Genomic DNA, 20,597 nt, shown 5'->3' with positions numbered 1-20,597 from the left:
TTTCATTTGATTATGATTGTTTGGCTAAAGCCCTCTTTAGGAGCAAATTTATAACCTCCAGATAAATCTGGAGGCAATTTAAAAGTAAAATTTTAAAAGAATAATTTCTATGAATTGCCAACATCTTTAGATGTTGCTTTATTTATAGGGACAAAGATTGGCTTTAGCCAAATTTTTCTTAAGATTGTTTAAATCCAAATTTGGTCATAAATTCTTCATATTCTTCTTGAAATGTTTTCTTTTTATGATGCTCTTCTTGATTTTTAATATAATCCCGAACTTTATCTACAATAGATTCTGAAACTGAAACTGCAAAATATTCATCCTGCCATTCAAATTTATCTCTAGTCAATTGATTTTTATTAATCCAATATGAAGATTCACCTTTTAATAGCTGTATTGTTTTCTGAAGAGTCTGATTATTACCTAATGAAATTAAACAATGGCAATGATCAGAATATCCACTAATGAAATGAAGATAAATTTCTTTATTTAATGCATTTTCTTTCATGTGATGCCACACTTTTTGACGAAGATCAGCTGAATTTAAAAAAGGAAATCTGTTTTTGGTACTCCAAACACAATGAATATAAATTTTTGTAAAAGGCATGTAATAAATAACTTTAATTAGAAATTCAAAGTTATGAACTTTAAATCTTAAAAGAAAGTTATTTCCTACTTATGCTCGCGCTTTCAAAACTCGCCATTTCATTCAAAAAAGCTTCAGCCGATTTTAAAATAGGAAACGCGACAGCACAGCCAGTTCCTTCTCCCAAACGTAAATCGAGATTTAAAATAGGTTTTGCTTCTAAATAATTTAGCATTTCCGAATGCGCTTTTTCAGCAGAGCAATGGCAAAAAACAGCATTTTGTTTGATATTCGGATTTATATTGGAAGCAATTAAATAGGCCACAGTACAAATGAAACCATCAACGAGAATTAGCATTTTATGATCAAAAGCAGCCAACATTCCGCCAGCCATTTGAAGAATCTCAAAACCGCCAAAATAGGAAAGTTGCGATATTAATTCGGCTTGACCAGAATAATTATCTAATGCTTTTTGGAGTAAATTTTGTTTTAGAAGCAGTTTTTCGTTTTCAACTCCAGTTCCTTTTCCGATACATTCTTGAATAGGAAAACCTGTTAAGAGGCTCATTAAAACAGAAGCGGTTGAAGTATTTCCAATTCCCATTTCGCCAAAACCAATGCAGTTTGAACCCGATTTTGCAATATTTTCAACAATCGATTTTCCTTTCTCAAAACACAATCGGACTTCAGATTCGCTCATTGCGGGAACGTGAAGGAAAGACTGCGTTCCTTTTGCAATTTTAGCATCGATTAATTTGGCATTAGTTGGAAAATCATAGTTGACACCTGAATCTACAATCGATAATTCAATATTATTCTGATTACAAAAAACGTTTATTGCCGCGCCACCATCCAGAAAATTATTGACCATTTGTCTTGTAACATCCTGCGGATAATCACTTACGCCATGATTTGCAATTCCGTGATCGGCTGCAAAAACGACAATATTAGGTTTTACGATTTTCGGATTTAAAGTTTCAAAAACTGTTGCCATTTGAAAGGCCAAAGATTCTAACGTTCCTAAAGAACCCACAGGTTTTGTTTTTGAATCTATTTTTTCTTGTAAAAGTGTATTGAAATCAGATTTGTTTTGTATTTCGTTTTCTGATTTCAAGTCAAAATCTGGAACATTTATTTCATGAATTTCTTTGATTTCAGTGCAAATAGGCGCTTCCGATTTTTGTTTCCAATGCAATTGCTGCAACATTGGCTGATTGTTGTAATTGGTGGCAGGTTTTCCGATGCAGAAATATCCCAGAGGTTCTATATTTTCGGGTAAATCAAGGATTTTTTTAAACTGATAATAATTGAGAATCGAAACCCAGCCCATTCCGTAACCTTGCTCTGTCAGCGAAAGCCAAATGTTTTGCGCGGCACAAACCGAGCTGAATTTTACGGCTTCGTTACTGCCAATTGTCCCAATCGTAAACTGATTGAGAACCGAACGATCGTAAGCAATGATAAGTCCGATGGGTGCTTCTTCGATTGCTTCTAGTTTTAGTGATCTGTAAAGTTCTTTCTGTTCAGGATTATCAGTAAATTCTTCGGCTTTTTTATTATAATCTAAAAAAAGCTTTTTAATAGACGTTTTAACCTCGTCTGACTTAATCAGAAAATATCTGGTAGCATCGGTCAATCCGACAGAAGGCGCCCAATGCCCAGCTTGTAATGCTTTCTGGATTACTTCATCTGGAACTTCATCAGCTGTAAAATGTCGGGTGTCTCGGCGGGATTTTAATATATCGTCTAAATTACTCATAATTTTCAATTTCAAATATCAATATCAATATCAATTTACTCTTTATGTAAAGATACTTCACGATATTGGAATTTGAAGTTTAAAAATTCAGAATTTGTTTTATTGATTTTTGAAATTGACATTGAATTTTGCCATTGTTACCCTTTTACTTTAACCGGAATTCCCGAAACCATCAGCACAACTTGATCGGAATTTGCGGCAAGAAATTGATTCATCCAGCCCTGAAGTTCAACAAATTTCCTTCCTATGTGAGTTTCTGCATGAACGCCCATTCCGATTTCGTTTGTTACAATAATGATATTGGCATTTTGATGTTTGGCAATGGCAAGAAATTCTTTTTTCGCTTCTTCCAAACTTAGCTCCACATCGTTTTTAGTATCAATAAAAAAATTAGTCAGCCAAAGCGTTACACAGTCAATTAAGGCTGTTTTTCCAGAAAAATCAATTTCGCTTAAGTATTTCTCCTTTTCAATATTAGTCCAATGTTCGTCTCTTTCCTGCTGATGACGGTCGATTCGGTTTTGAAAATCTGCATCCCATTTTCGAGCAGTCGCTACATATAAAGGAGAGTCGGAAAGTTCTAAAGCTAGTTTCTGAGCATACCCGCTTTTTCCAGAACGCTCGCCGCCAGTTATCAAGTAAATCATTTTTTTTAATTATAAGTTATGAGTTTTGTTTGGCAATTTATAATTTAAATATGAGCTATTCACTCATAACTCATAATTTATAACTCATAACTCATAACTCCTAATAAGGGCAATGGCGGCAGTTGTTTCCGCAGCAAGTTCCTCTTTTTAAGTGAAACCAAGCTTTAAAAACGTAATTGCCATTTTCGATATAATAGTCTATTCCTTCAATTAAATTGTCGTTTTTCGGCAATAGCATAGCCTTATTATTAAGAGCCTTTTTTGGAGTAACGGTTTCGATATAAGCATCAATTTTATCTTCGCAGGCCTCTTTAAAACATGCAGGACAAAGGCAATCGCCTCCATCAGAAAGATTGAAAATAGGTGGATAATCATTACACCAGCACTTATTTTCGGGTGAAGTGTCTCCACATGAAAAAGCGTTTTCACAACTGGAGCAGATTTTTGTTTTTGGTGCATTCATCAAATAAAAGGCTATTTGTTTAAATTTGTACGAATAAAGGTAAACAAAAAAAATAGAAATTAATTTACCTTTGTGGCTACACAAAACATAAAATATGAAATATTTTTTCCATAAATTACCCGTCGTTTTTGTACTACTTATCCTAATTGGATGTAAAAAAAATGAAGCGCAAGATGTTGTAAAATCTACTACTGCCAAAGAGAGCATCGAATTTGCTTCTGGACTTTCGATTGTGAAAAACGAAGGCTATTCGATTGTAAATGTGAGTAATCCGTGGCCAAATTCTAAAACGAAATTTACTTACATTTTAAAAGAAAAAGACGTACAAATTCCAGATAGTTTAAAGAAATATATTGCTATAAAAGTTCCTCTAGAAAGTGTTGTTGTAACTTCAACTACAAATATTCCTTTTTTAGAAATGTTAGAAGTTGAGAATAAATTGGTCGGATTTCCACATACTGATTATATTTCTTCGGAAAAAACAAGAGCATTAATTGACAAAGGTTCTGTAAAAAACGTTGGACAAAATGAAAAACTGAACATCGAACAATTAATAGAATTATCCCCGGATTTAATTGTGACGTTTGGTGTAGATAACAATAATCCGATGTTGGATAATCTTAAGAAAAGCGGTTTAAATGTTTTGATTCAAGGTGATTGGATGGAACAATCTCCGCTAGGAAAAGCAGAATGGATTAAACTATACGGCGCTTTATTCGGAAAAGAAGAAGAAGCAAAAGAATTGTTTGATAAAATTGTAGAAAGCTACAATCAGGCGAAAAAATTAGTTAGCGATAAGCCAGCAACTTCAAAAGTGCTATACGGTTCTATGTACGAAGATGTTTGGTATGTTGCCAAAGGGAATAGTTGGGTGGCAGAGTTTATGAAAGATGCAAAAGCTAATTATTTATGGGCTGATTTGAAAGGAACTGGAAGCGAAGGTTTGTCTTTTGAAAAAGTTTTGGACAAAGCAAAGGATGCTAATGTTTGGATTGCTTCTGGATCTTTTAAAAGTTTGGATGAATTGCAAAAAGCAAATCCGCATTATACGGAATTTGATGCCTTTAAAAATAAAAGTGTTTATAATTTTGAAGGAAAAGTGGGAGCGACAGGCGGAACAGTTTATTACGAATTAGCGCCAAGCCGCCCAGATTTGGTTTTGAAAGATTACATTAAAATCTTTCATCCCGATTTACTGGCGAGCTACGAGTTTACTTTTGCATCAAAACTGAATTAAATTGGCAAATAAAAAACGAAATACCATTTTATTTGTCGTTCTGGCTTTAGGTCTTTTATTAATGTTTTTTGCTAGCATTAGTTTAGGATCGGTTACAATTCCGTTGAAAGATGTTTTTGCCAGTTTAACTGGTGGTCATGCTGCAAAATCAACTTGGGAATATATTATCATTAATTATCGTTTGCCAAAAGCAATTACGGCAGTTTTAGTGGGAACTGGACTTTCAATAAGCGGACTTTTAATGCAGACTTTGTTCCGAAATCCGCTTGCTGGACCTTATGTTTTAGGATTAAGTTCTGGTGCAAGTCTTGGTGTGGCTTTTGTCATTTTAGGGGCAGGGTTTCTTCCTTCTTTTTTAAGTGTAATTGCATTGTCTTCTTACGGAATTGTTTTAGCATCTACTTTAGGAAGCACCTTGGTTCTTTTTTTAGTTTTAGTTGTTTCGCAGCGATTACGAGATACAATGGCAATTTTGATTGTTGGTTTAATGTTCGGAAGTTTTACCACAGCAATCGTAAGTGTCCTAACTTATTTTAGTACGGCAGAACAGCTTCAGAAATTTACTTTTTGGTCAATGGGAAATCTTGGAAATCTCTCCTGGACTACCATTACAATTTTAACTTTCTGTGTTGGAATTGGATTGCTTCTAAGTGCCAAAAGTATCAAACCATTAAACGCCTTGCTTCTTGGAGAAAACTATGCGAAAAGCATGGGATTGAATTTTAAGCAAGCAAGATTAGTTATCATTTTTGCAACGAGTATTTTGTCTGGAGCGATTACAGCATTTGCGGGACCAATTGCTTTTGTGGGTTTAGCAGTTCCACATATTGCAAAGCTGACTTTTCAGACTAGTAATCATACTATTTTGTTTTGGAGCACTTTATTTTTTGGTTCGATAATAATGCTATTTTGTGATATTGTTTCGCAAATGCCAGGCTTTGATGTCACACTTCCAATAAATGCTGTTACGTCTATAATTGGTGCGCCTGTTGTTATTTGGCTTTTAGTTCGAAAAAGAAACTTTTAAGTTTAAACTTACAAAAAAAATAGTATCTTAGTTTTTTAAACACATAGAAACATAGTTTTTAAAAGCCGGTTAAAGGCGTTTCACTTTTTTGAAATAAACATAGACTTTGTGAAAATCAACTTGTTTCTTATTTAACTTAAGATAATGGTTACTCAGAAATATTTAAACGATTTAAGTTTTAATGTAATAGGTGCATGTATAGAGGTGCACAAAACTATTGGAAGAGGATTGCTGGAAAATGTTTATCACGAATGTTTGAAAGAAGAATTGAGTCATCGAAAAATAAATTTTGTGACAGAAATGAATGTGCCATTGGTTTATAGAAATAAAGAATTAAATACGAATTTAAAATGCGATCTGTTTATTGAAAATTGCCTAGTTGTAGAATTGAAAGCTGTCTTGGAATTGAATCCTCTATGTGAAGCACAATTAATGACTTATATGAAGCTTTTAAAAGCACCGAAGGGTATTCTAATTAACTTTAATTGCTTTAACATCTTTAAAGAAGGGCAAAAGACATTTGTAAATGAATATTTTAAAATATTGCCAAAAGACTAAACTCAAATGCTATGTGTTAATTTACAAGTAAATTTTAAAATAAACTTTCAGTAAAATAGAAAATCTATGTTTCTATGTGTTTAAAAAATAATTCAAAATGAAAAACATTCTATCGACTTCTAGCCTAAACATTGGATACAAGTCCAAGAAAGGAGTGACGACTATTGCTGAGAATCTTAATCTTAATCTTGAAGCAGGTAAATTAATCACTTTGATAGGGGCAAACGGAATTGGAAAATCAACTTTACTCCGAACGATTACTGGAATTCAGAAGCCTTTATCGGGAAATGTTTATTTGAACGAAAGAAATATTTCAGACTATCAGCCTTTAGAATTGGCGCAAAATTTAAGTTTAGTTTTAACCGAAAAGCTACCGCCAAGTAATCTTTCTGTTTTTGAATTAGTCGCTTTGGGGCGCCAGCCTTATACCAATTGGGTTGATAAATTGTCTGACGAAGATATTCTAAAAGTTCAGGAAGCAATGCGATTGACTCAAATCGAACATTTGGCTTCAAAAAAACATTTCCAAATTAGTGACGGACAATTACAGAAAGTCTTAATTGCAAGAGCTTTGGCACAAGATACACCGTTAATCATTCTAGATGAACCCACAACACATCTTGACTTGCTTCATAAAGTTTCTTTATTCAAATTATTAAAAAAACTTACAGAAGAAACCCAAAAATGCATTTTGTTTTCAACACATGATATCGATTTGGCCATTCAATTAAGTGATGAAATGATTATCATGACGCAAGAAAATATAGTGCAAGATCAGCCGTGTAATTTAATTTCAAACGGAAGTTTCAGCAATTTGTTCAAAGATGAAAATATTGTTTTTGATGCTGAAAAAGGGAAGTTTATTGTGAGTTAATATTTCGGCTGTCCTGCAAGGTTTTCAAAACCTTGTAGGTCTCAACTTTAGATCTTAACTAAAAATATAAATACCTACAAGGTTTTGAAAACCTTGCAGGAAATCGAGATTATTTCTTCAGCCCAATCTGCCTCTTCGCTTCACCAACTACAAAAGCAACAGAATTTGCGATATTAAAACTGCGAATAAGCGGTGACATCGGAATCGTTAAATGATTTTCGAATCTTGCCATAAATGCTGCGCTCAAACCAACGCTTTCTTTTCCGAAAACCAGCCAGTCACCATCTTGAAACTCGTTTTCTAAATAAGATTTATCAGAATGTGAACTCATCAAAAAAACACGAGATTGATCTGGAATCTGTGCAATCCATTCCTCTACATTTTGATATTCGGTAACATCAAGGTGAACCCAATAATCCAATCCCGAACGTTTTAGATTCTTGTCGTTTATTACAAATCCGAAAGGGTGAATTAAATGAAGACGGCTTTCTGTACCCACACATAATCGGCCGATATTTCCAGTATTATTTGGTATTTCTGGTTCTACAAGAACAACGTTTAACATCTTTTTTGAGTTATGAGTTATGAGTTTTTTGGAATTATCTAATTGTCACATTATCTAATTTTCTAATTGAAAATCGGAAACTTCCAAAACTTCACCTGCTTTTAGGTTTTGCAAATATACATTTCCTATTCGAACGCGAACCAGACGAAGCGTTGGAAAACCAACTGCAGCAGTCATTTTTCGAACCTGACGAAACTTTCCTTCGTTTACAGTAATAGAAGCCCAAGAAGTCGGGCCATGTCGTTCGTCTCTAATTTTTTTGGCTCTCGGTCCAAAATCTGGAATTTCAGTAACGATAAAAGCAGAACAGGGTTTTGTTTTGTATTTTCCTCCATCAAGACCAATTTCGACGCCTTTTTGCAATTGCTCGATTGCATCGGGAGTAATGACACCGTCAACTTGAACGTAGTATTCTTTGTCTACTTTTTTGCTTCTTACTTGTTCGCTTACCATTCCATCAGTTGTCAATAAAAGTAAACCTTCAGAATCTTCATCCAATCTTCCAATTGCCATTGTTCCTTCAGGGAAATCGTGCAATTCGCCCAAAAGCTTTTTCTTTCTTTTTAATTCATAAATAAATTGGCTTAAGTAGCCGTAGGGTTTAAAAAGAATGAAGTGTTGGTGCATTTTTAATTTTTTGCAAAGATAGTTCCTTTCTTAAAATTAAAACCAATTACGGCTTTTGAGATTTCATTTTTTTCAGCCATTGGTACACAAACCAAATTACGGTTACAGCAAAAATGACAATTAAAACAGGATAATAGTTTCTAAAAAAATCATGAAAATAACTTCCGAGTAAAATGTAAACAGAAGCCATACAAAGTTTTATCAAAATAAATTCGGCATTAGACCAACTGGTTTTGATTTTGAAGAAATTCATAGAGATAAGGTTGTTAATTTGCTTTGAATAAAGGTAATAAATAAAAAAGCAAATGGCAATTATAAAAGAAATGCAATCTTAAGTCATAATTTATTTGGAGTTAGAATTCGTAATATTATCGTTTAAATCTAAAAATGATATTGTTATGGAAACGAATAATTTAGGAACAAAAAAGATAAACGGAACGCAAAAGGATATTGATGAATCTAAAGGAAAAAACGTTTCGCACGATAAAGAACTAAAAGATGCCAAATTGAATAAAGAATTGGTGACCGATACCGATGGGGATAAAAAAATTGTGGAAAGAGCCCGAAACGAAAATGAAGATATTAATAAAACGCTTCATCAAGTAAATCCTGATAATGCAAATGCAAATCGGGGAGTGGAAACAGAGGATGAGGCAAAAAAAACGGTTGAGAATAAAGACCGCAATTCTGATATAACGCCCAATCGATATCCAAACTCACATCCCGATAATCATAAAGATCGCGGAAATATGAAACTGGATGAAGAGGAATAAGACAATACGAAATTTTAAGCAAAAAGGAGTCAAATTAATGTCAAATAACATAAGATTAGCGGTTCGCGTTAATGTTATTGTAAACTCTTTTTAAAACTTCGGTATCGGTTGAGATCTTCGTAAATTAGAGGTATCAATTTAAAAACATATTTAAAATGGCACTTTTAGAAAATAAAGTAGCTTTTGTATCTGGCGGAGGATCAGGAATCGGACGCGCAGTTGCAGAAGCCTACGCTCGAGAAGGAGCAAAAGTAGTAGTATCTGATATAAATGTAGAACACGGTGAAGAAACCGTAAACAATATAAAAGAAAAGGGCGGAGAAGCTTTTTTCGTTAAAGGAGACTCGTCGAGTGCAGCTGATAATAAACATATGGTTGAGGTGATAGTTTCTAAATACGGTCGTCTGGATATCGCGTGCAATAATGCAGGTATGGGAGGACCAGCCAAACCAACAGGAGAATATGATCCAGAGGCTTGGGATAAGGTAATAGGATTAAATTTAAATGGTGTTTTTTATGCCTGCCGTTACCAATTAGAACAAATGGAAAAAAACGGAGGAGGAAGCATTGTTAATATAGCTTCTATCCACGGGCAAGTTGCCGCTCCACTTAGTCCAGCTTACACTGCTTCTAAACATGCCGTGGTTGGATTAACAAAGAATATAGCAGTAGAATATGCACAAAAAAATATTCGATGCAATGCTGTTGGACCAGGTTATATTGAAACAGCTCTTTTAAAAGACAATTTAAATAAAGAAATGATGCAGGCCGTTGCGGCAAAATCTGCAATGAATCGTTTAGGAACAGCAGAAGAAATTGCCGAATTGGTAACTTTTTTAAGTTCTGAAAAATCTTCTTTCACAACAGGAAGTTATATTATAGCCGATGGTGGTTATACAGCAGTCTAATTATTTTTTAGAGTAAATAACAAGACAATTGAAAAAAGCAGTAAGCGAAAGTTTACTGCTTTTTTTGTTTAAAATAGGCTTAATTTGTAGGAAAGACGGGAGTTTGTGAGGGTTTTTGATGTGGTTGTTATTTTAAATAATGTTTTGTGTTAGGTGTTTTTTATTGATTTTATTTTATTATCTTTAAGATTGTGTTAAGTTTTATTGAATTATATTGATAAATGACCAAACATTAAATTTATAGTTTTGTAACATTAGCTTAATTTTAAAGACAATAAATTTGAACTCTAAAAACTCTATTCTTTAACGTATGAAAAAACTTTACTTTTCGCGCCATCTTTTGGCTCTTTTATGTTTTTTGGGTTGCTTTTATGGAAGTCTTTTTGCCCAGACAAATCCAGCAGCACAAAGCGTACCTTATAAACAATATTTTGATAAATTTGAAGTAACTTCTACTACTTATCCAGATGGTTTTCAAGGTTGGAATGCAAGTACTCCTTCTAGCGTAAGCACTCCTTCGAATTTCACCGTTACTGTTTTATCTGATAAGACCATGAGTTCTGGCGGATCAGCTACTTCTAGTGGTGGAAATATTTATAATTATAATCAAAAAATAGGTTTTTTAAATGCAGGAAATTATCTGGATCAATCAATAGTTTTAGCTTTAAATACAGAAAACGATTCGGGAGTACAAGTGGAATATGACGCAATGGTAGTTCGTAATCCTTATGTTACAGGAACTACGACTAATCGTATTAATGAGATGGCTTTACAATATCGTGTAGGAGAGACAGGAAATTTTGTAACCTTATCTGAAACTTTTTTTCGTAACAATACAACCACACGAACAAAAGAAACTGAACCACTGCAATTGTCGCATATAAGAGTAACATTGCCGGCAGAATGTGATAATAAACCAATAATTCAAGTACGATGGATATCTAGACAAGTTTCAGGAGCAGGTTCTCGTCCTGCTTTTGCAATTGGTAAAATAGATGTTACAGAAGATCGTTTAGCACCAGCAAATATTTCAGGATATCCAAAAACAGCAAATATTTTAGGAGAAAGTTTCGATTTTATTAGTAAAATAAATGAAGCTGGAAAGACCTATTATGTTCTACTTCCAGCAGGAAGTGCAGAGCCAACAATTGCACAAATAAAAGCAGGGCAGGATTCTAATGGAGTTGCAGCGTTGCAATCAGGGATTTTTGATGTAACAAATTCTGCTCAGGAATATGTGGTAAGTTTTACAGGATTACCTTTAAGCACATCATATTCTGTTTTTTCTATTTCAGAAGATATTGCAGCAAATATTCAAGCATCAGTTAATAGAGTAGATGTAACAACGCTAAGTGTTATGCCCCCTGCGATATCTCCATCTGTTGCTGTATTGAATTTAGGTGGTACTGAACCAAATTTTGATCCTTTAACAAAAAGCTACCAAATAGGAGCTTCTGATCTTACTGCAAATGTAGTAGTTACGGCATCAGGAAGTTTTACTATTTCAAAAGATAATACGACGTTCACCACATCTTTATCATTTGTTCCTACTGATTTTGATTCTAGTGCGACGCCAACGGTTTATGTAAAATTTACTCCAACTTCTGTTGGCAGTTTCACGGGTTCTATAACTCATGAAACAACAGGCGGTACAACTAAAACAGTTAATTTGACTGCTTTTGGAGTAAATCCTTATGTGCAAAATTTTGACGATCCAAATGTTTTTGTAAACAGTAAATGGTCACAATACAATGAGGCAGGACCTTTAAACCAATGGACCCACACTACGCAATCTCGAAATGTTAATTCTGGAACTGGAGCGGTTTTAATGAATGGATATTCAGACAGTGGAGCAAGTAAAGATTGGTTAATTTCTCCAAGATTACGTTTAGATGGCTTTACTCAAATTCCGTTATTATCTTTTTATTCTCGTCAATTTTATGATGGACCATCTTTAAAATTAATGGTTTCAACCAATTATGATGGAGTTAGCGACCCAAATACTGCAACATGGACACCGATAAACGGAAGATTTCCACAAGATACAGGAAGTTATGTAAAATCTGAATATATAAATTTATCAGCTTATAAAACAGATCATACCTATTTGGCTTGGGTTTACGAAACCACTTCTGGCGGAAATGATAATGCTGCGGAATGGTCTTTTGATGATTTTGCTATTATTGATGAATCAAAATATGTGGATTCTAACCCGCGTTTAGATTTTGCAGATGTAAGTCCAAATTCGGTTTCTGCTAGTCAAACTTTTGTTTTTGCAGCAGCAGACTATGGCGATATTACTATTGCGGCTCCCGCTTCTTACGAATTGTCATTAGATAATATTTCATTTTCATCAAGCATTATTGTTTCTTCTGCAGATGCCTTAATAGGAAAAACAGTTTATGCGAGATTTGCTCCAACAGCAAAAGAACCAACTATTTCTGGTGTTTTAACTATTACAGGAACCTCTCTCAATAAAGAAATTGGTTCACTTACAGGGTCTTCTATACTAAAGGAAGATACTTATGATGTTGTGTCTTATAATTTAGAGTTTTTTGGAACTGATGTTAAAGATAAAACGGGTAAAGAATTTGGACCAACAAATGATGCGTTGCAAATAGAAAACGTGGCCAAAGTAATGAACAAATTAAATGCTGACGTTTATGTAGTTCAAGAAGTTTCAGATGAACCGGCACTAGATGTTTTAATTCAAAAAATTAGTGTTAACGGAAAAACATTCGATAAAACAATTTCAACTTCTTGGTCTTACTCATTCCAAGCTTTAGATCCGTATTTTCCACCTCAAAAATTGGTTGTGATTTACAATACCCAAACAACTACTGTAAAAAGCACAAAAGTATTGTTTAAAGATTTGTACGATCAAGTTCGTTTTAACACGGTAGTTTTACCAGGTTATCCAGGAACAGATACTCCAGAAAAAAACGATGATAGTTTTTTCTCATCAGGACGTCTTCCTTATTTGGTTCAGGTTGAAGCTAATGTTGGCGGAGTAAAAAAAGAAATTAACTTGATTGATCTTCACGCACGTGCAAACAGCGGAACTGATATTTCAAAATACAATCAGCGTAAGTATGATATTGACTATCTAAAAGATGCATTAGATGCTGAATATCCAGATGCAAATTTGATTCTTTTAGGAGACTTTAATGATGATGTTAAAGCGTGGGTTGGAAATGCAAATACAGCTTCGTCTTATAAGAAATTTGTAGATGATACTACTAATTATAATGCTTTAACATTAGGTATTAGTCAGGCTGGAGCATATAGTTTCTTAAGTTCGCAAGGATTTTTAGATCATATCTTAATTTCAAACGAATTGAATGAAGATTATATCGCCAACTCAATTGCAGTTTACGATCCAAGAAATGATATCGCAAACTATACGACAACAACTTCAGATCACGGACCAGTAATTGCTCGTTTCGAATTGAAAAAAGACGTGCTTTCTACACCTGATTTTGGGAAAAATAAATATTTCGTAAAAGCATATCCAAATCCTGCAACAGATGTTTTGAATTTTGATATTAAAACAACGCAAGGAAGAGATTTGAAAATTAGATTATACGATTTTAATGGCCGTGCAATTGGAAATCCAATTAGCGTTAAAAATGAGTCTGAAGTTAGTACAGCTGTTGTTGCAGTTGGAAATCTAGTTTCTGGAGTTTATTTCTACACGGTTTCAGAAAACAATAAAGTAATTTTTAAAGATAAAGTAATTAAGAAATAAGGAACTTTAATAGAACAGAAAAGGCAGTCATTGTAGTGACTGCCTTTTTTATATAAATACTTTTCTTAATTCCTCTAAATCAATTTTACTTTGATCTAAAAAGTTAAAGAAATAATCCAATTGCCATTTCTGCGTTTTCTGAGCTTGTTTGCTCGTGGTTTCATCCCAAGGCGGGTAAACTCTTGTCGCTCTAATTCCTTCTTTATTTTGGGTAGAAAAAATACCTTTTTCAAGTAGCATTTTCTTCGGAAAAATAAATTGTCCCCAATTCTGCTCTTTTCTAACATTGACAATTACAAAATCAATAGCATCAGAATAATCAAAAGGTTCTATCGTTCCGGTTTGATTTCGTTTCCACAAAGTAACAAACTGTCCCGTTTTGGTTGGAGTTATTTTGGCTTCTCGATAGCAAATATTTTTATGGTTTAGCAGAAAACGATAGGCACTGTATTCGCCACTTTCGCTTTCTTTTTCAACAGAAGTTATTAATAATTCAGTCTTATCATAAACGATTTCTTTGCTTAATAATAAATCAGCAGGAGCTGTTGTAAAATTCATAAAATTCAATTCTCAAGTATTTTTGAAAGTTACTTCAAATTTGCTTTAGAAAGAAACATTCAAACCAAAATTTAATCCCCACTGGAATTGGTTGAAAGACTGACTGTTTAACGGATTGATATAATAATTCATAGCAGGCTCAACGAAAACATTGGTTTTTTTATACACACGATATTGAACCGTACTGCTCAAAGTAGAACCATAAACATAATCATTCGCATTCATGTTTTCTCCTATAGAATGCCCATCCAAATTCACATTATTAGAAATTAATTTACCCACAAAACCACCTGTATTTAAATTAATGCTGGCTTTATTTTTATTAAAAATAGAATAAGAAACCTCAAGAGGCATTTCTACATATCTTAAGTTTTGATCCAATTTACCTGTTTGGACATTTTCATTTTTCATAGCTTCTTTTGTGCTATTTGAAATCAAAAAATATTCTTGCCTTGTTGCATCTGATGACGCAACTGGACTACTGTCGGCATAGGTAGCTGCAGGAGCAAAAAAAGCATTGTTTTTGGCGCTTACGTAAGATACATTGGCAACGCTTTGTCCTAATTCGCTAATTTTTAAACCAGAACCAACAGCCCATTTTTTGTTAATGCTGTATTTTGTTTTTACACCATAAGAATTAGATTGTTTAGAATCGTTTACGTTACCCAATGTTTTTTCGTTTTTAGTGTTTTCAGAACTTGCAACACCAGCAAAAACGGCAACTGCCCATCTTTCGTTTTTGTCAATCAAATTATCTTTTTTCTCTTTTTCTTCTTTTTGCTTTTCTGGAGTTAAGATTCCTTTTTCTAAATTCTGAAGTTCCGCTAGCTGTACAGAATCTACTTTGCTTAAACTATTATTAAGCTTTACATCGTCTTTTATGATAACAGCTTTATCTGTGCGGATGTTTTCATTTTTTCCTGCAACTGAAGCATTCGATTTGTAAGCATTCTTATTCGCCCAAGAACTGTTGTTAACAGAAGAGTTTTGACTGTTGAAGGCAAGATTCTTATTGTTTTTAACTGTCAGCTGTTCATCAAAAATAGAATTTGAAAGCTGTTTTTTTGCTGTCGAATTAAATTTGTTTTGTTTGCCAAATGCAACTCTTTCTTCAGAAATTCCTTTATTTGAAGCTTTCGAATTGTTGTTTCCTAAAATAGATTTAGAAGAAGATTTTGCAATTGATTTGTCTTCTGATGAACCATAATTCTGAAATGCAACAGATTGATTCGGAACATTGGCAGGAGTTGGTGTGCTATATTTAGAATCTTTTTTATTGGTTTCGTTTTTAGAATTTGTTTCCGCAACAGAAGTTTCTTGAACTGGAATTCCTGATTCTGTATTGAATTGATTTTTTCTTGTCAAATTGTGGTTTAATGAATCTTCTGTTTTGCCAAGATTTTTATTTTGATCTAAATTTCTGTGGTTAGAATTATCGTTTGTTTTTTTATCCAAAACAACACTATTGTTGCTATTTTCTAAACCGCCATTGTTGATTTTTATATTTTCAGGCGAAGCAGTAAAATGTAATATTGAAGGCAGAAGCAACCCTAATAATAAGCATGCAGCAGCCGACCACCAAAGAACAACTCTCTTCTTCTTTTTAGGTTTGTCTAGTTTTTCTTCAATCTGACTCCATAACTCTGGAGGCGGAACACTCGAAAAGTCTTCCATTGATGAAAAAATATCTTCTATTTTTTGCTTCTTCATGCTGTTTTAAAATTTTTTATGCTCAAAATTCGCTTTTGTAATATATGCTTGGCGCGATTTAAATTTGATTTTGATGTCCCTTCGGAGATTTTTAAGAGTTCGGCGATTTCTCTGTGTTTCATTTTTTCAAATACATACAAGTTAAAAACCGTCCGATATTGATCTGGTAAATCCCGAATGTATTCCAGCAGTTTTTCCTGTTCTATCGTAATAGCTTCAAGTTCCTCTTCTTCCACAAAATCGGTATCGGGATCAAAAACATCCAAAAAGAAACTCTCTTTTTTCTTTTTGTTTAAAGTCTCGATAAGCTTGTTTATAAAAATCCGTTTCAGCCAGCCTTCAAAACTTCCTTCAAATTTATATTGGCTTATTTTCTGAAACGCAATTACAAAGGCCTCCTGAAAAACATCTTTCGCGTCATCCTCGTTCTTCATATATTTCAAACAGATACCATACAAAACAGGAGAGAACAACTGATAAATTTTCAGTTGTCCCTCCCTGTCATTTTTCATGCACAGTTTGATATATTTTTCTAACTCGTCTTTCAAGAAATGGTTCAAATTTGATTTTGCAAAAATAGTTTTAAATAGCTTACAAAACTATCTTTTAAAAATAGTTCGAGTGCCGTCTTGACTGTTGCTTACAATTGTTAGGTTTTGATTGTCAAGGTTTTCTATTACGTAAGTTTTGCCTTCAAACGTAATTAGATCATGTTCCGACTGGTCAAAATATCCTTTGCCTTTCTCTATCTGATAAGTGCTGTTTCTTATCTCCACATTGTCTTTATAAGTAATAACCCTTCCATCTGGAGTAAAGATGATTTTTTTATTAAACCCAATTGATTTTGGGGTTGCCACATAAGGATTGTTAGAACCTCCTATAGATTTTTCCCAAATCCAAGTATTTATTATTGATCCTGCCGCTTCTTCTCTAGAAGCATTTACAGAAATCATTGATGTAAAAAGAAAACAGACAATAAAAGATAAAAAGAGTTTCTTCATGATGGCATTATTTTAAGCTTGTAATTTTTTCTTGAATCGTTTTTTTGAAAATTTTTATTTCGGCACTTTGGTCTGCAGTGTCGTTGTTGTCGATATAAACCTTAGTAAGGTTTGCTCCTTGACGCAGTTCAAAATAAACTCCGCCTTGATCTCCAGCATCCGGAGTACCGTATGTTTTAGTTTGTCCTTTTAAAGCCAAAATCTCTGCAGGAACATCTTTTAACAATAAAGTATATTCGCCTCTTTTGATTGTTGGAGTATATCTGTACTGTCCAAAATCATATTGTTTTGCTCCAACATTTAAAAATTTTAAAGTGTTGTAATCGTTAATTTGATAGAATTTTTGACAGTCTGAGCTTAAACATTGGTTATTGAAGCTTCCAATAATAATATTATCTGCATTTTCTGTAGTTTTATTGAAGATCATTCCTTTTGATGTTTTTGGAATCAAAACAAAATCAGTTGGATATGTAGGAGTTTGAGTTACGTTTTCGCCCACAGCAGGAGTTCTTTCGTAATAGTTTACCACGATTTCACAATTGTTTTCTACAATAGAGCTAATTACAATTTCATAACCGCTTGTAGGTTTAGCGCCAGCAAAAATTCCAACTAAATATTCTTTTGTAAAATCAATATTAGGATCACTTGCAACGGGACAGCTGTTCGCATGTTTTGTGAAATACTCATTCATTTTTTCTTGAGATCCCACAACAATTGCTGCTGGATTATTTTGCAATGTTTTTTCAGTATAATTACAAGAGAAAGGAAAACCAGTAAAATTTACAACCGTATTTGTACCGCAATCTACATAGTTATTTCCGTCATTGAGAGAACAGGCGCTGAATCCGAAGGCTACAAATAAGCCAAGTATTAATTTTTTCATAATTATTTTAATAGGTTTATATTTTAGTAGATAGGGGTTTCAAAAAAAGGTTGCGTTGAGGTGAAAAATTTTTTTTAAAATAAAATGTTGGTTTAGTTTGGATTGGGAATGAATTAGTGAAATTTCTATTTTAAAAACTAAGCACTACGTATTATTGCGTACTTTTACGTAAAATAGACTTAGTTATGACTGATTATATACCGTTTTTGTTAGGATTTGTTATTGCGCTTTTTATAGTCATATACTTAGGCAGGATGCTTTCTGCATCAAAATTTCAGTCGGAAAAAGCTATTTCTGAGGAAAGATTAAATGCCATAAACGGTCAATTGCAAATGCAGAAAGAGCAGTTTGAAAACGAAAAAAATAATTTGCATAAACAATTGCAGCTGAGTATTGTTGAGAAAGAAAACATTCGAACAGAAAAAGATAGTTTGGCCATTCAGCTTTCTAAAAAAGAAGTAGATTTTGAAAATTTATGGGAACGCCATAAAGAGCAAAAAAGTGAAATCAATGAACTTCAGGAAAAATTCACCAAAGAATTTGAAAACCTTGCTAACAAAATTCTAGAAGAAAAATCGGCAAAGTTTACCGAACAAAATACCGTGAACATGAAAAATATCCTGACGCCTTTGCAGGATAAGATTCTGGTTTTTGAGCAAAAAGTAGAACAGACTCATAAAGAAAGTATCGACTATCATGCAGCGCTTCGTCAGCAGATTATTGGTTTGAGTGAAATGAACGCGCAAATGAGCAAGGAAACTCTAAATCTTACCAAAGCATTAAAAGGCGATAGCAAAATGCAGGGAAATTGGGGCGAATTGGTTCTAGAACGTGTTTTAGAAAAATCAGGATTAGAGAAAGGAAGGGAATACGAAGTGCAGCAGAGTTTTACCAATGCAGAAGGAAATCGCGTTTTGCCAGATGTTGTCATTAATCTTCCAGACGGTAAAAAAATGATTGTCGATTCTAAAGTTTCGCTTTCTGCTTACGAAAAATGGGTTAACGAAGAATCTGAACTTTTAAAAATAGAGTTTCTTAAAGAACACGTAATCTCTATAAAAAGACATGTGGAACAGTTGGGCAGTAAAAACTATCACGATTTGTACCACATGGAAAGCCCAGATTTTGTACTGCTGTTCATTCCGATGGAGCCCGCTTTTGCAATTGCTTTAAACGAAGATCCTTCTTTATACACAAAAGCATTTGACCGAAATATTGTAATTGTAACGCCAAGTACACTTTTGGCAACGTTAAGAACAATTGACAGCATGTGGACCAATCAAAAACAGCAGGAAAACGCCTTGGAGATTGCAAGACAAGCCGGAGCGTTGTATGATAAATTTGAAGGTTTTGTTTCTGATTTAGTGCGAATTGGAAATAAAATTAAAGACACAAAAACAGAATACGAAAGCGCCATGAATAAATTGGTTGACGGAAAAGGAAACTTAATTTCGAGCGTAGAAAGATTAAAAAAAATGGGAGCAAAGGCAAAAAAAGCACTTCCGGAAAATATTATTGCAAGAGCAATCAATTCAGATGAAAATGAATTATTGAATTAGAAAAGAGCTAAGAAACAAGAGAAAAGAATATAGAATATAGAATATAGAATATAGAATATAGAATATAGAATATAGAATACAACTAATCAACAATACCAAAAACAAAAATATGAGTACAGATTTTAAGCCCGTTTCATCATCAAAAGTTAGTATATCAGAATTAATGTTGCCTTCGCATACTAATTTTAGCGGAAAAATTCATGGGGGATATATTTTACAATTATTAGATCAAATTGCTTTTGCATCGGCATCAAAATTTAGTGGGAATTATTGTGTAACTGCTTCTGTAGATACCGTAAACTTTCTTAAACCAATTGAAGTTGGAGAATTGGTTACCATGAAGGCTTCTGTAAATTATGTCGGAAGAAGTTCTATGGTCGTAGGAATTCGTGTAGAAGCAGAAAATATTCAGACAGGCGTTATTAAACATTGTAATTCGTCTTATTTTACAATGGTTGCCAAAGATAAAGAAGGAAAAAGCGTTCAGGTTCCAGGATTGATTCTGTCTAATTTGCAAGAAGTACGTCGTTTTAGAAAAGCAATAAAACATATTGAAGTTCGAAAAGAAGTTGAAGAACACGAAAAATTAGCCAATATAAATTCTATCGAAGATCTAGCAAGCCTAGAAAAATATAATGTTCTATTAGAAATCAGCTAAATTTTCTTATATTTATGAGTTATACATTAAATACTAGAAAATATGGTCAAGTTTGGATATACAATTTTATACGTTGAAAATGTCGAAGAATCTATTGCATTTTATGAAAATGCATTTGGTTTTTCGAGAAAATTTGTCTCGCCAGATGGTGATTATGGCGAATTAATTACAGGAGAAACAACACTTTCATTCGCTTCAAAAAAACTAGCTTCAAAGAATTTACCTGATGGTTTTGTCGAAAGCAGTTTAGAAGACAAACCTTTTGCAATAGAAATTGGTTTTATAGTAGAGAATGTACCTGAAGTTTTGCAAAAAGCCACTTCTTTTGGAGCAGTTATGGTTTCAGAACCTGTAGAAAAACCATGGGGACAAGTTGTAGCGTACGCAAGAGATTTAAATGGATTTTTAATCGAGATTTGTACAGAAGTAAAAGGTTAAATGTCTTTTTTGAAA

General features: G+C 33.5%; 22 protein-coding genes. 10 read left to right on the top strand and 12 right to left on the bottom strand.

Annotated elements, in window-relative coordinates:
* Window positions 1-178: 178 nt before the first annotated feature.
* The 4 genes from tnpA to AC3Y25_RS23850 form a co-directional block, all read right to left on the bottom strand.
* Entirely contained in the window at window positions 179-610 is a 432-nt protein-coding gene (gene tnpA, locus AC3Y25_RS23865; protein ID WP_427875056.1) for an IS200/IS605 family transposase, read from the bottom strand.
* Window positions 611-668: 58 nt separating this feature from the next.
* Window positions 669-2,348 (bottom strand): nicotinate-nucleotide--dimethylbenzimidazole phosphoribosyltransferase, encoded by a 1,680-nt coding sequence (gene cobT, locus AC3Y25_RS23860; protein WP_489904476.1) that lies wholly within the window; start codon window positions 2,346-2,348, stop codon window positions 669-671.
* Window positions 2,349-2,485: 137 nt separating this feature from the next.
* Entirely contained in the window at window positions 2,486-2,995 is a 510-nt protein-coding gene (gene cobU / locus AC3Y25_RS23855; protein WP_489904475.1) for a bifunctional adenosylcobinamide kinase/adenosylcobinamide-phosphate guanylyltransferase, read from the bottom strand.
* A gap of 100 nt (window positions 2,996-3,095) precedes the next feature.
* Window positions 3,096-3,458 (bottom strand): C1orf53 family protein, encoded by a 363-nt coding sequence (locus AC3Y25_RS23850; protein ID WP_250837230.1) that lies wholly within the window; start codon window positions 3,456-3,458, stop codon window positions 3,096-3,098.
* A gap of 94 nt (window positions 3,459-3,552) precedes the next feature.
* On the opposite strand from AC3Y25_RS23850, the gene AC3Y25_RS23845 reads away from it, so the two are divergent.
* From AC3Y25_RS23845 to AC3Y25_RS23830, 4 genes are all read left to right on the top strand, one after another.
* Window positions 3,553-4,695, top strand: a complete 1,143-nt coding sequence (locus tag AC3Y25_RS23845) for an ABC transporter substrate-binding protein (RefSeq protein ID WP_489904474.1) — start codon at window positions 3,553-3,555, stop codon at window positions 4,693-4,695.
* A 1-nt stretch (window position 4,696) separates the two neighbouring features.
* Window positions 4,697-5,722 carry an iron chelate uptake ABC transporter family permease subunit gene (locus AC3Y25_RS23840; protein ID WP_489904473.1) on the top strand — a complete coding sequence of 342 codons (1,026 nt, stop codon included), beginning with the start codon at window positions 4,697-4,699 and terminating at the stop codon, window positions 5,720-5,722.
* A gap of 144 nt (window positions 5,723-5,866) precedes the next feature.
* Entirely contained in the window at window positions 5,867-6,280 is a 414-nt protein-coding gene (locus tag AC3Y25_RS23835; protein ID WP_489904472.1) for a GxxExxY protein, read from the top strand.
* Between the two features lie 97 nt (window positions 6,281-6,377).
* The gene (locus tag AC3Y25_RS23830; protein WP_489904471.1) at window positions 6,378-7,154 is read left to right on the top strand and encodes an ABC transporter ATP-binding protein; all 777 of its coding nucleotides are present in this window, start codon (window positions 6,378-6,380) and stop codon (window positions 7,152-7,154) included.
* A gap of 109 nt (window positions 7,155-7,263) precedes the next feature.
* Here AC3Y25_RS23830 and AC3Y25_RS23825 read toward each other — a convergent pair whose 3' ends face one another.
* The 3 genes from AC3Y25_RS23825 to AC3Y25_RS23815 are packed head-to-tail and all read right to left on the bottom strand — an operon-like array spanning window position 7,264 to window position 8,599.
* Window positions 7,264-7,719: a tRNA (cytidine(34)-2'-O)-methyltransferase gene (locus AC3Y25_RS23825; protein WP_379800900.1), complete on the bottom strand. Its 456-nt coding sequence runs from the start codon at window positions 7,717-7,719 to the stop codon at window positions 7,264-7,266.
* A 54-nt stretch (window positions 7,720-7,773) separates the two neighbouring features.
* Window positions 7,774-8,346, bottom strand: coding sequence for a pseudouridine synthase (locus AC3Y25_RS23820; RefSeq protein WP_489904470.1), 573 nt, complete (start codon window positions 8,344-8,346; stop codon window positions 7,774-7,776).
* A 46-nt stretch (window positions 8,347-8,392) separates the two neighbouring features.
* Window positions 8,393-8,599 carry a hypothetical protein gene (locus AC3Y25_RS23815; RefSeq protein ID WP_489904469.1) on the bottom strand — a complete coding sequence of 69 codons (207 nt, stop codon included), beginning with the start codon at window positions 8,597-8,599 and terminating at the stop codon, window positions 8,393-8,395.
* A 145-nt stretch (window positions 8,600-8,744) separates the two neighbouring features.
* On the opposite strand from AC3Y25_RS23815, the gene AC3Y25_RS23810 reads away from it, so the two are divergent.
* From AC3Y25_RS23810 to AC3Y25_RS23800, 3 genes are all read left to right on the top strand, one after another.
* The gene (locus AC3Y25_RS23810; protein ID WP_427875049.1) at window positions 8,745-9,119 is read left to right on the top strand and encodes a hypothetical protein; all 375 of its coding nucleotides are present in this window, start codon (window positions 8,745-8,747) and stop codon (window positions 9,117-9,119) included.
* A 155-nt stretch (window positions 9,120-9,274) separates the two neighbouring features.
* Window positions 9,275-10,027, top strand: coding sequence for an SDR family NAD(P)-dependent oxidoreductase (locus tag AC3Y25_RS23805; protein WP_489904468.1), 753 nt, complete (start codon window positions 9,275-9,277; stop codon window positions 10,025-10,027).
* 310 nt (window positions 10,028-10,337) lie between these two features.
* Window positions 10,338-13,775 carry a choice-of-anchor J domain-containing protein gene (locus AC3Y25_RS23800; protein ID WP_489904467.1) on the top strand — a complete coding sequence of 1,146 codons (3,438 nt, stop codon included), beginning with the start codon at window positions 10,338-10,340 and terminating at the stop codon, window positions 13,773-13,775.
* Window positions 13,776-13,823: 48 nt separating this feature from the next.
* Here AC3Y25_RS23800 and AC3Y25_RS23795 read toward each other — a convergent pair whose 3' ends face one another.
* From AC3Y25_RS23795 to AC3Y25_RS23775, 5 genes are all read right to left on the bottom strand, one after another.
* Window positions 13,824-14,333 (bottom strand): MepB family protein, encoded by a 510-nt coding sequence (locus AC3Y25_RS23795; RefSeq protein ID WP_489904466.1) that lies wholly within the window; start codon window positions 14,331-14,333, stop codon window positions 13,824-13,826.
* 45 nt (window positions 14,334-14,378) lie between these two features.
* On the bottom strand, window positions 14,379-16,043 hold the full coding sequence (locus AC3Y25_RS23790; RefSeq protein WP_489904465.1) for a hypothetical protein: 1,665 nt from the start codon (window positions 16,041-16,043) through the stop codon (window positions 14,379-14,381).
* The gene (locus AC3Y25_RS23785) at window positions 16,040-16,555 is read right to left on the bottom strand and encodes an RNA polymerase sigma factor (protein WP_489904464.1); all 516 of its coding nucleotides are present in this window, start codon (window positions 16,553-16,555) and stop codon (window positions 16,040-16,042) included. The genes AC3Y25_RS23790 and AC3Y25_RS23785 overlap by 4 nt, the downstream gene beginning before the upstream one ends.
* 87 nt (window positions 16,556-16,642) lie before the next feature.
* Complete coding sequence (locus tag AC3Y25_RS23780; protein ID WP_489904463.1) at window positions 16,643-17,044, bottom strand: hypothetical protein; 402 nt, start codon at window positions 17,042-17,044, stop codon at window positions 16,643-16,645.
* 7 nt (window positions 17,045-17,051) lie between these two features.
* Window positions 17,052-17,927 carry a protease complex subunit PrcB family protein gene (locus tag AC3Y25_RS23775; protein ID WP_489904462.1) on the bottom strand — a complete coding sequence of 292 codons (876 nt, stop codon included), beginning with the start codon at window positions 17,925-17,927 and terminating at the stop codon, window positions 17,052-17,054.
* A 185-nt stretch (window positions 17,928-18,112) separates the two neighbouring features.
* Between AC3Y25_RS23775 and AC3Y25_RS23770 the strand changes: the two genes are divergently transcribed.
* The 3 genes from AC3Y25_RS23770 to AC3Y25_RS23760 all read left to right on the top strand — a co-directional run bounded on the left by AC3Y25_RS23770 (window position 18,113) and on the right by AC3Y25_RS23760 (window position 20,582).
* Window positions 18,113-19,486: a DNA recombination protein RmuC gene (locus AC3Y25_RS23770; RefSeq protein WP_489904461.1), complete on the top strand. Its 1,374-nt coding sequence runs from the start codon at window positions 18,113-18,115 to the stop codon at window positions 19,484-19,486.
* A 109-nt stretch (window positions 19,487-19,595) separates the two neighbouring features.
* Complete coding sequence (locus AC3Y25_RS23765) at window positions 19,596-20,144, top strand: acyl-CoA thioesterase (RefSeq protein ID WP_095929541.1); 549 nt, start codon at window positions 19,596-19,598, stop codon at window positions 20,142-20,144.
* 42 nt (window positions 20,145-20,186) lie between these two features.
* Window positions 20,187-20,582, top strand: a complete 396-nt coding sequence (locus AC3Y25_RS23760; RefSeq protein ID WP_489904460.1) for a VOC family protein — start codon at window positions 20,187-20,189, stop codon at window positions 20,580-20,582.
* Window positions 20,583-20,597 lie beyond the last annotated feature (15 nt).

This window comes from Flavobacterium sp. LK-23 (genome assembly GCF_058135255.1).
The sequence above is the reverse complement of the archived record's forward strand: the minus strand, read 5'-3'. Positions and strand labels throughout refer to the sequence as shown.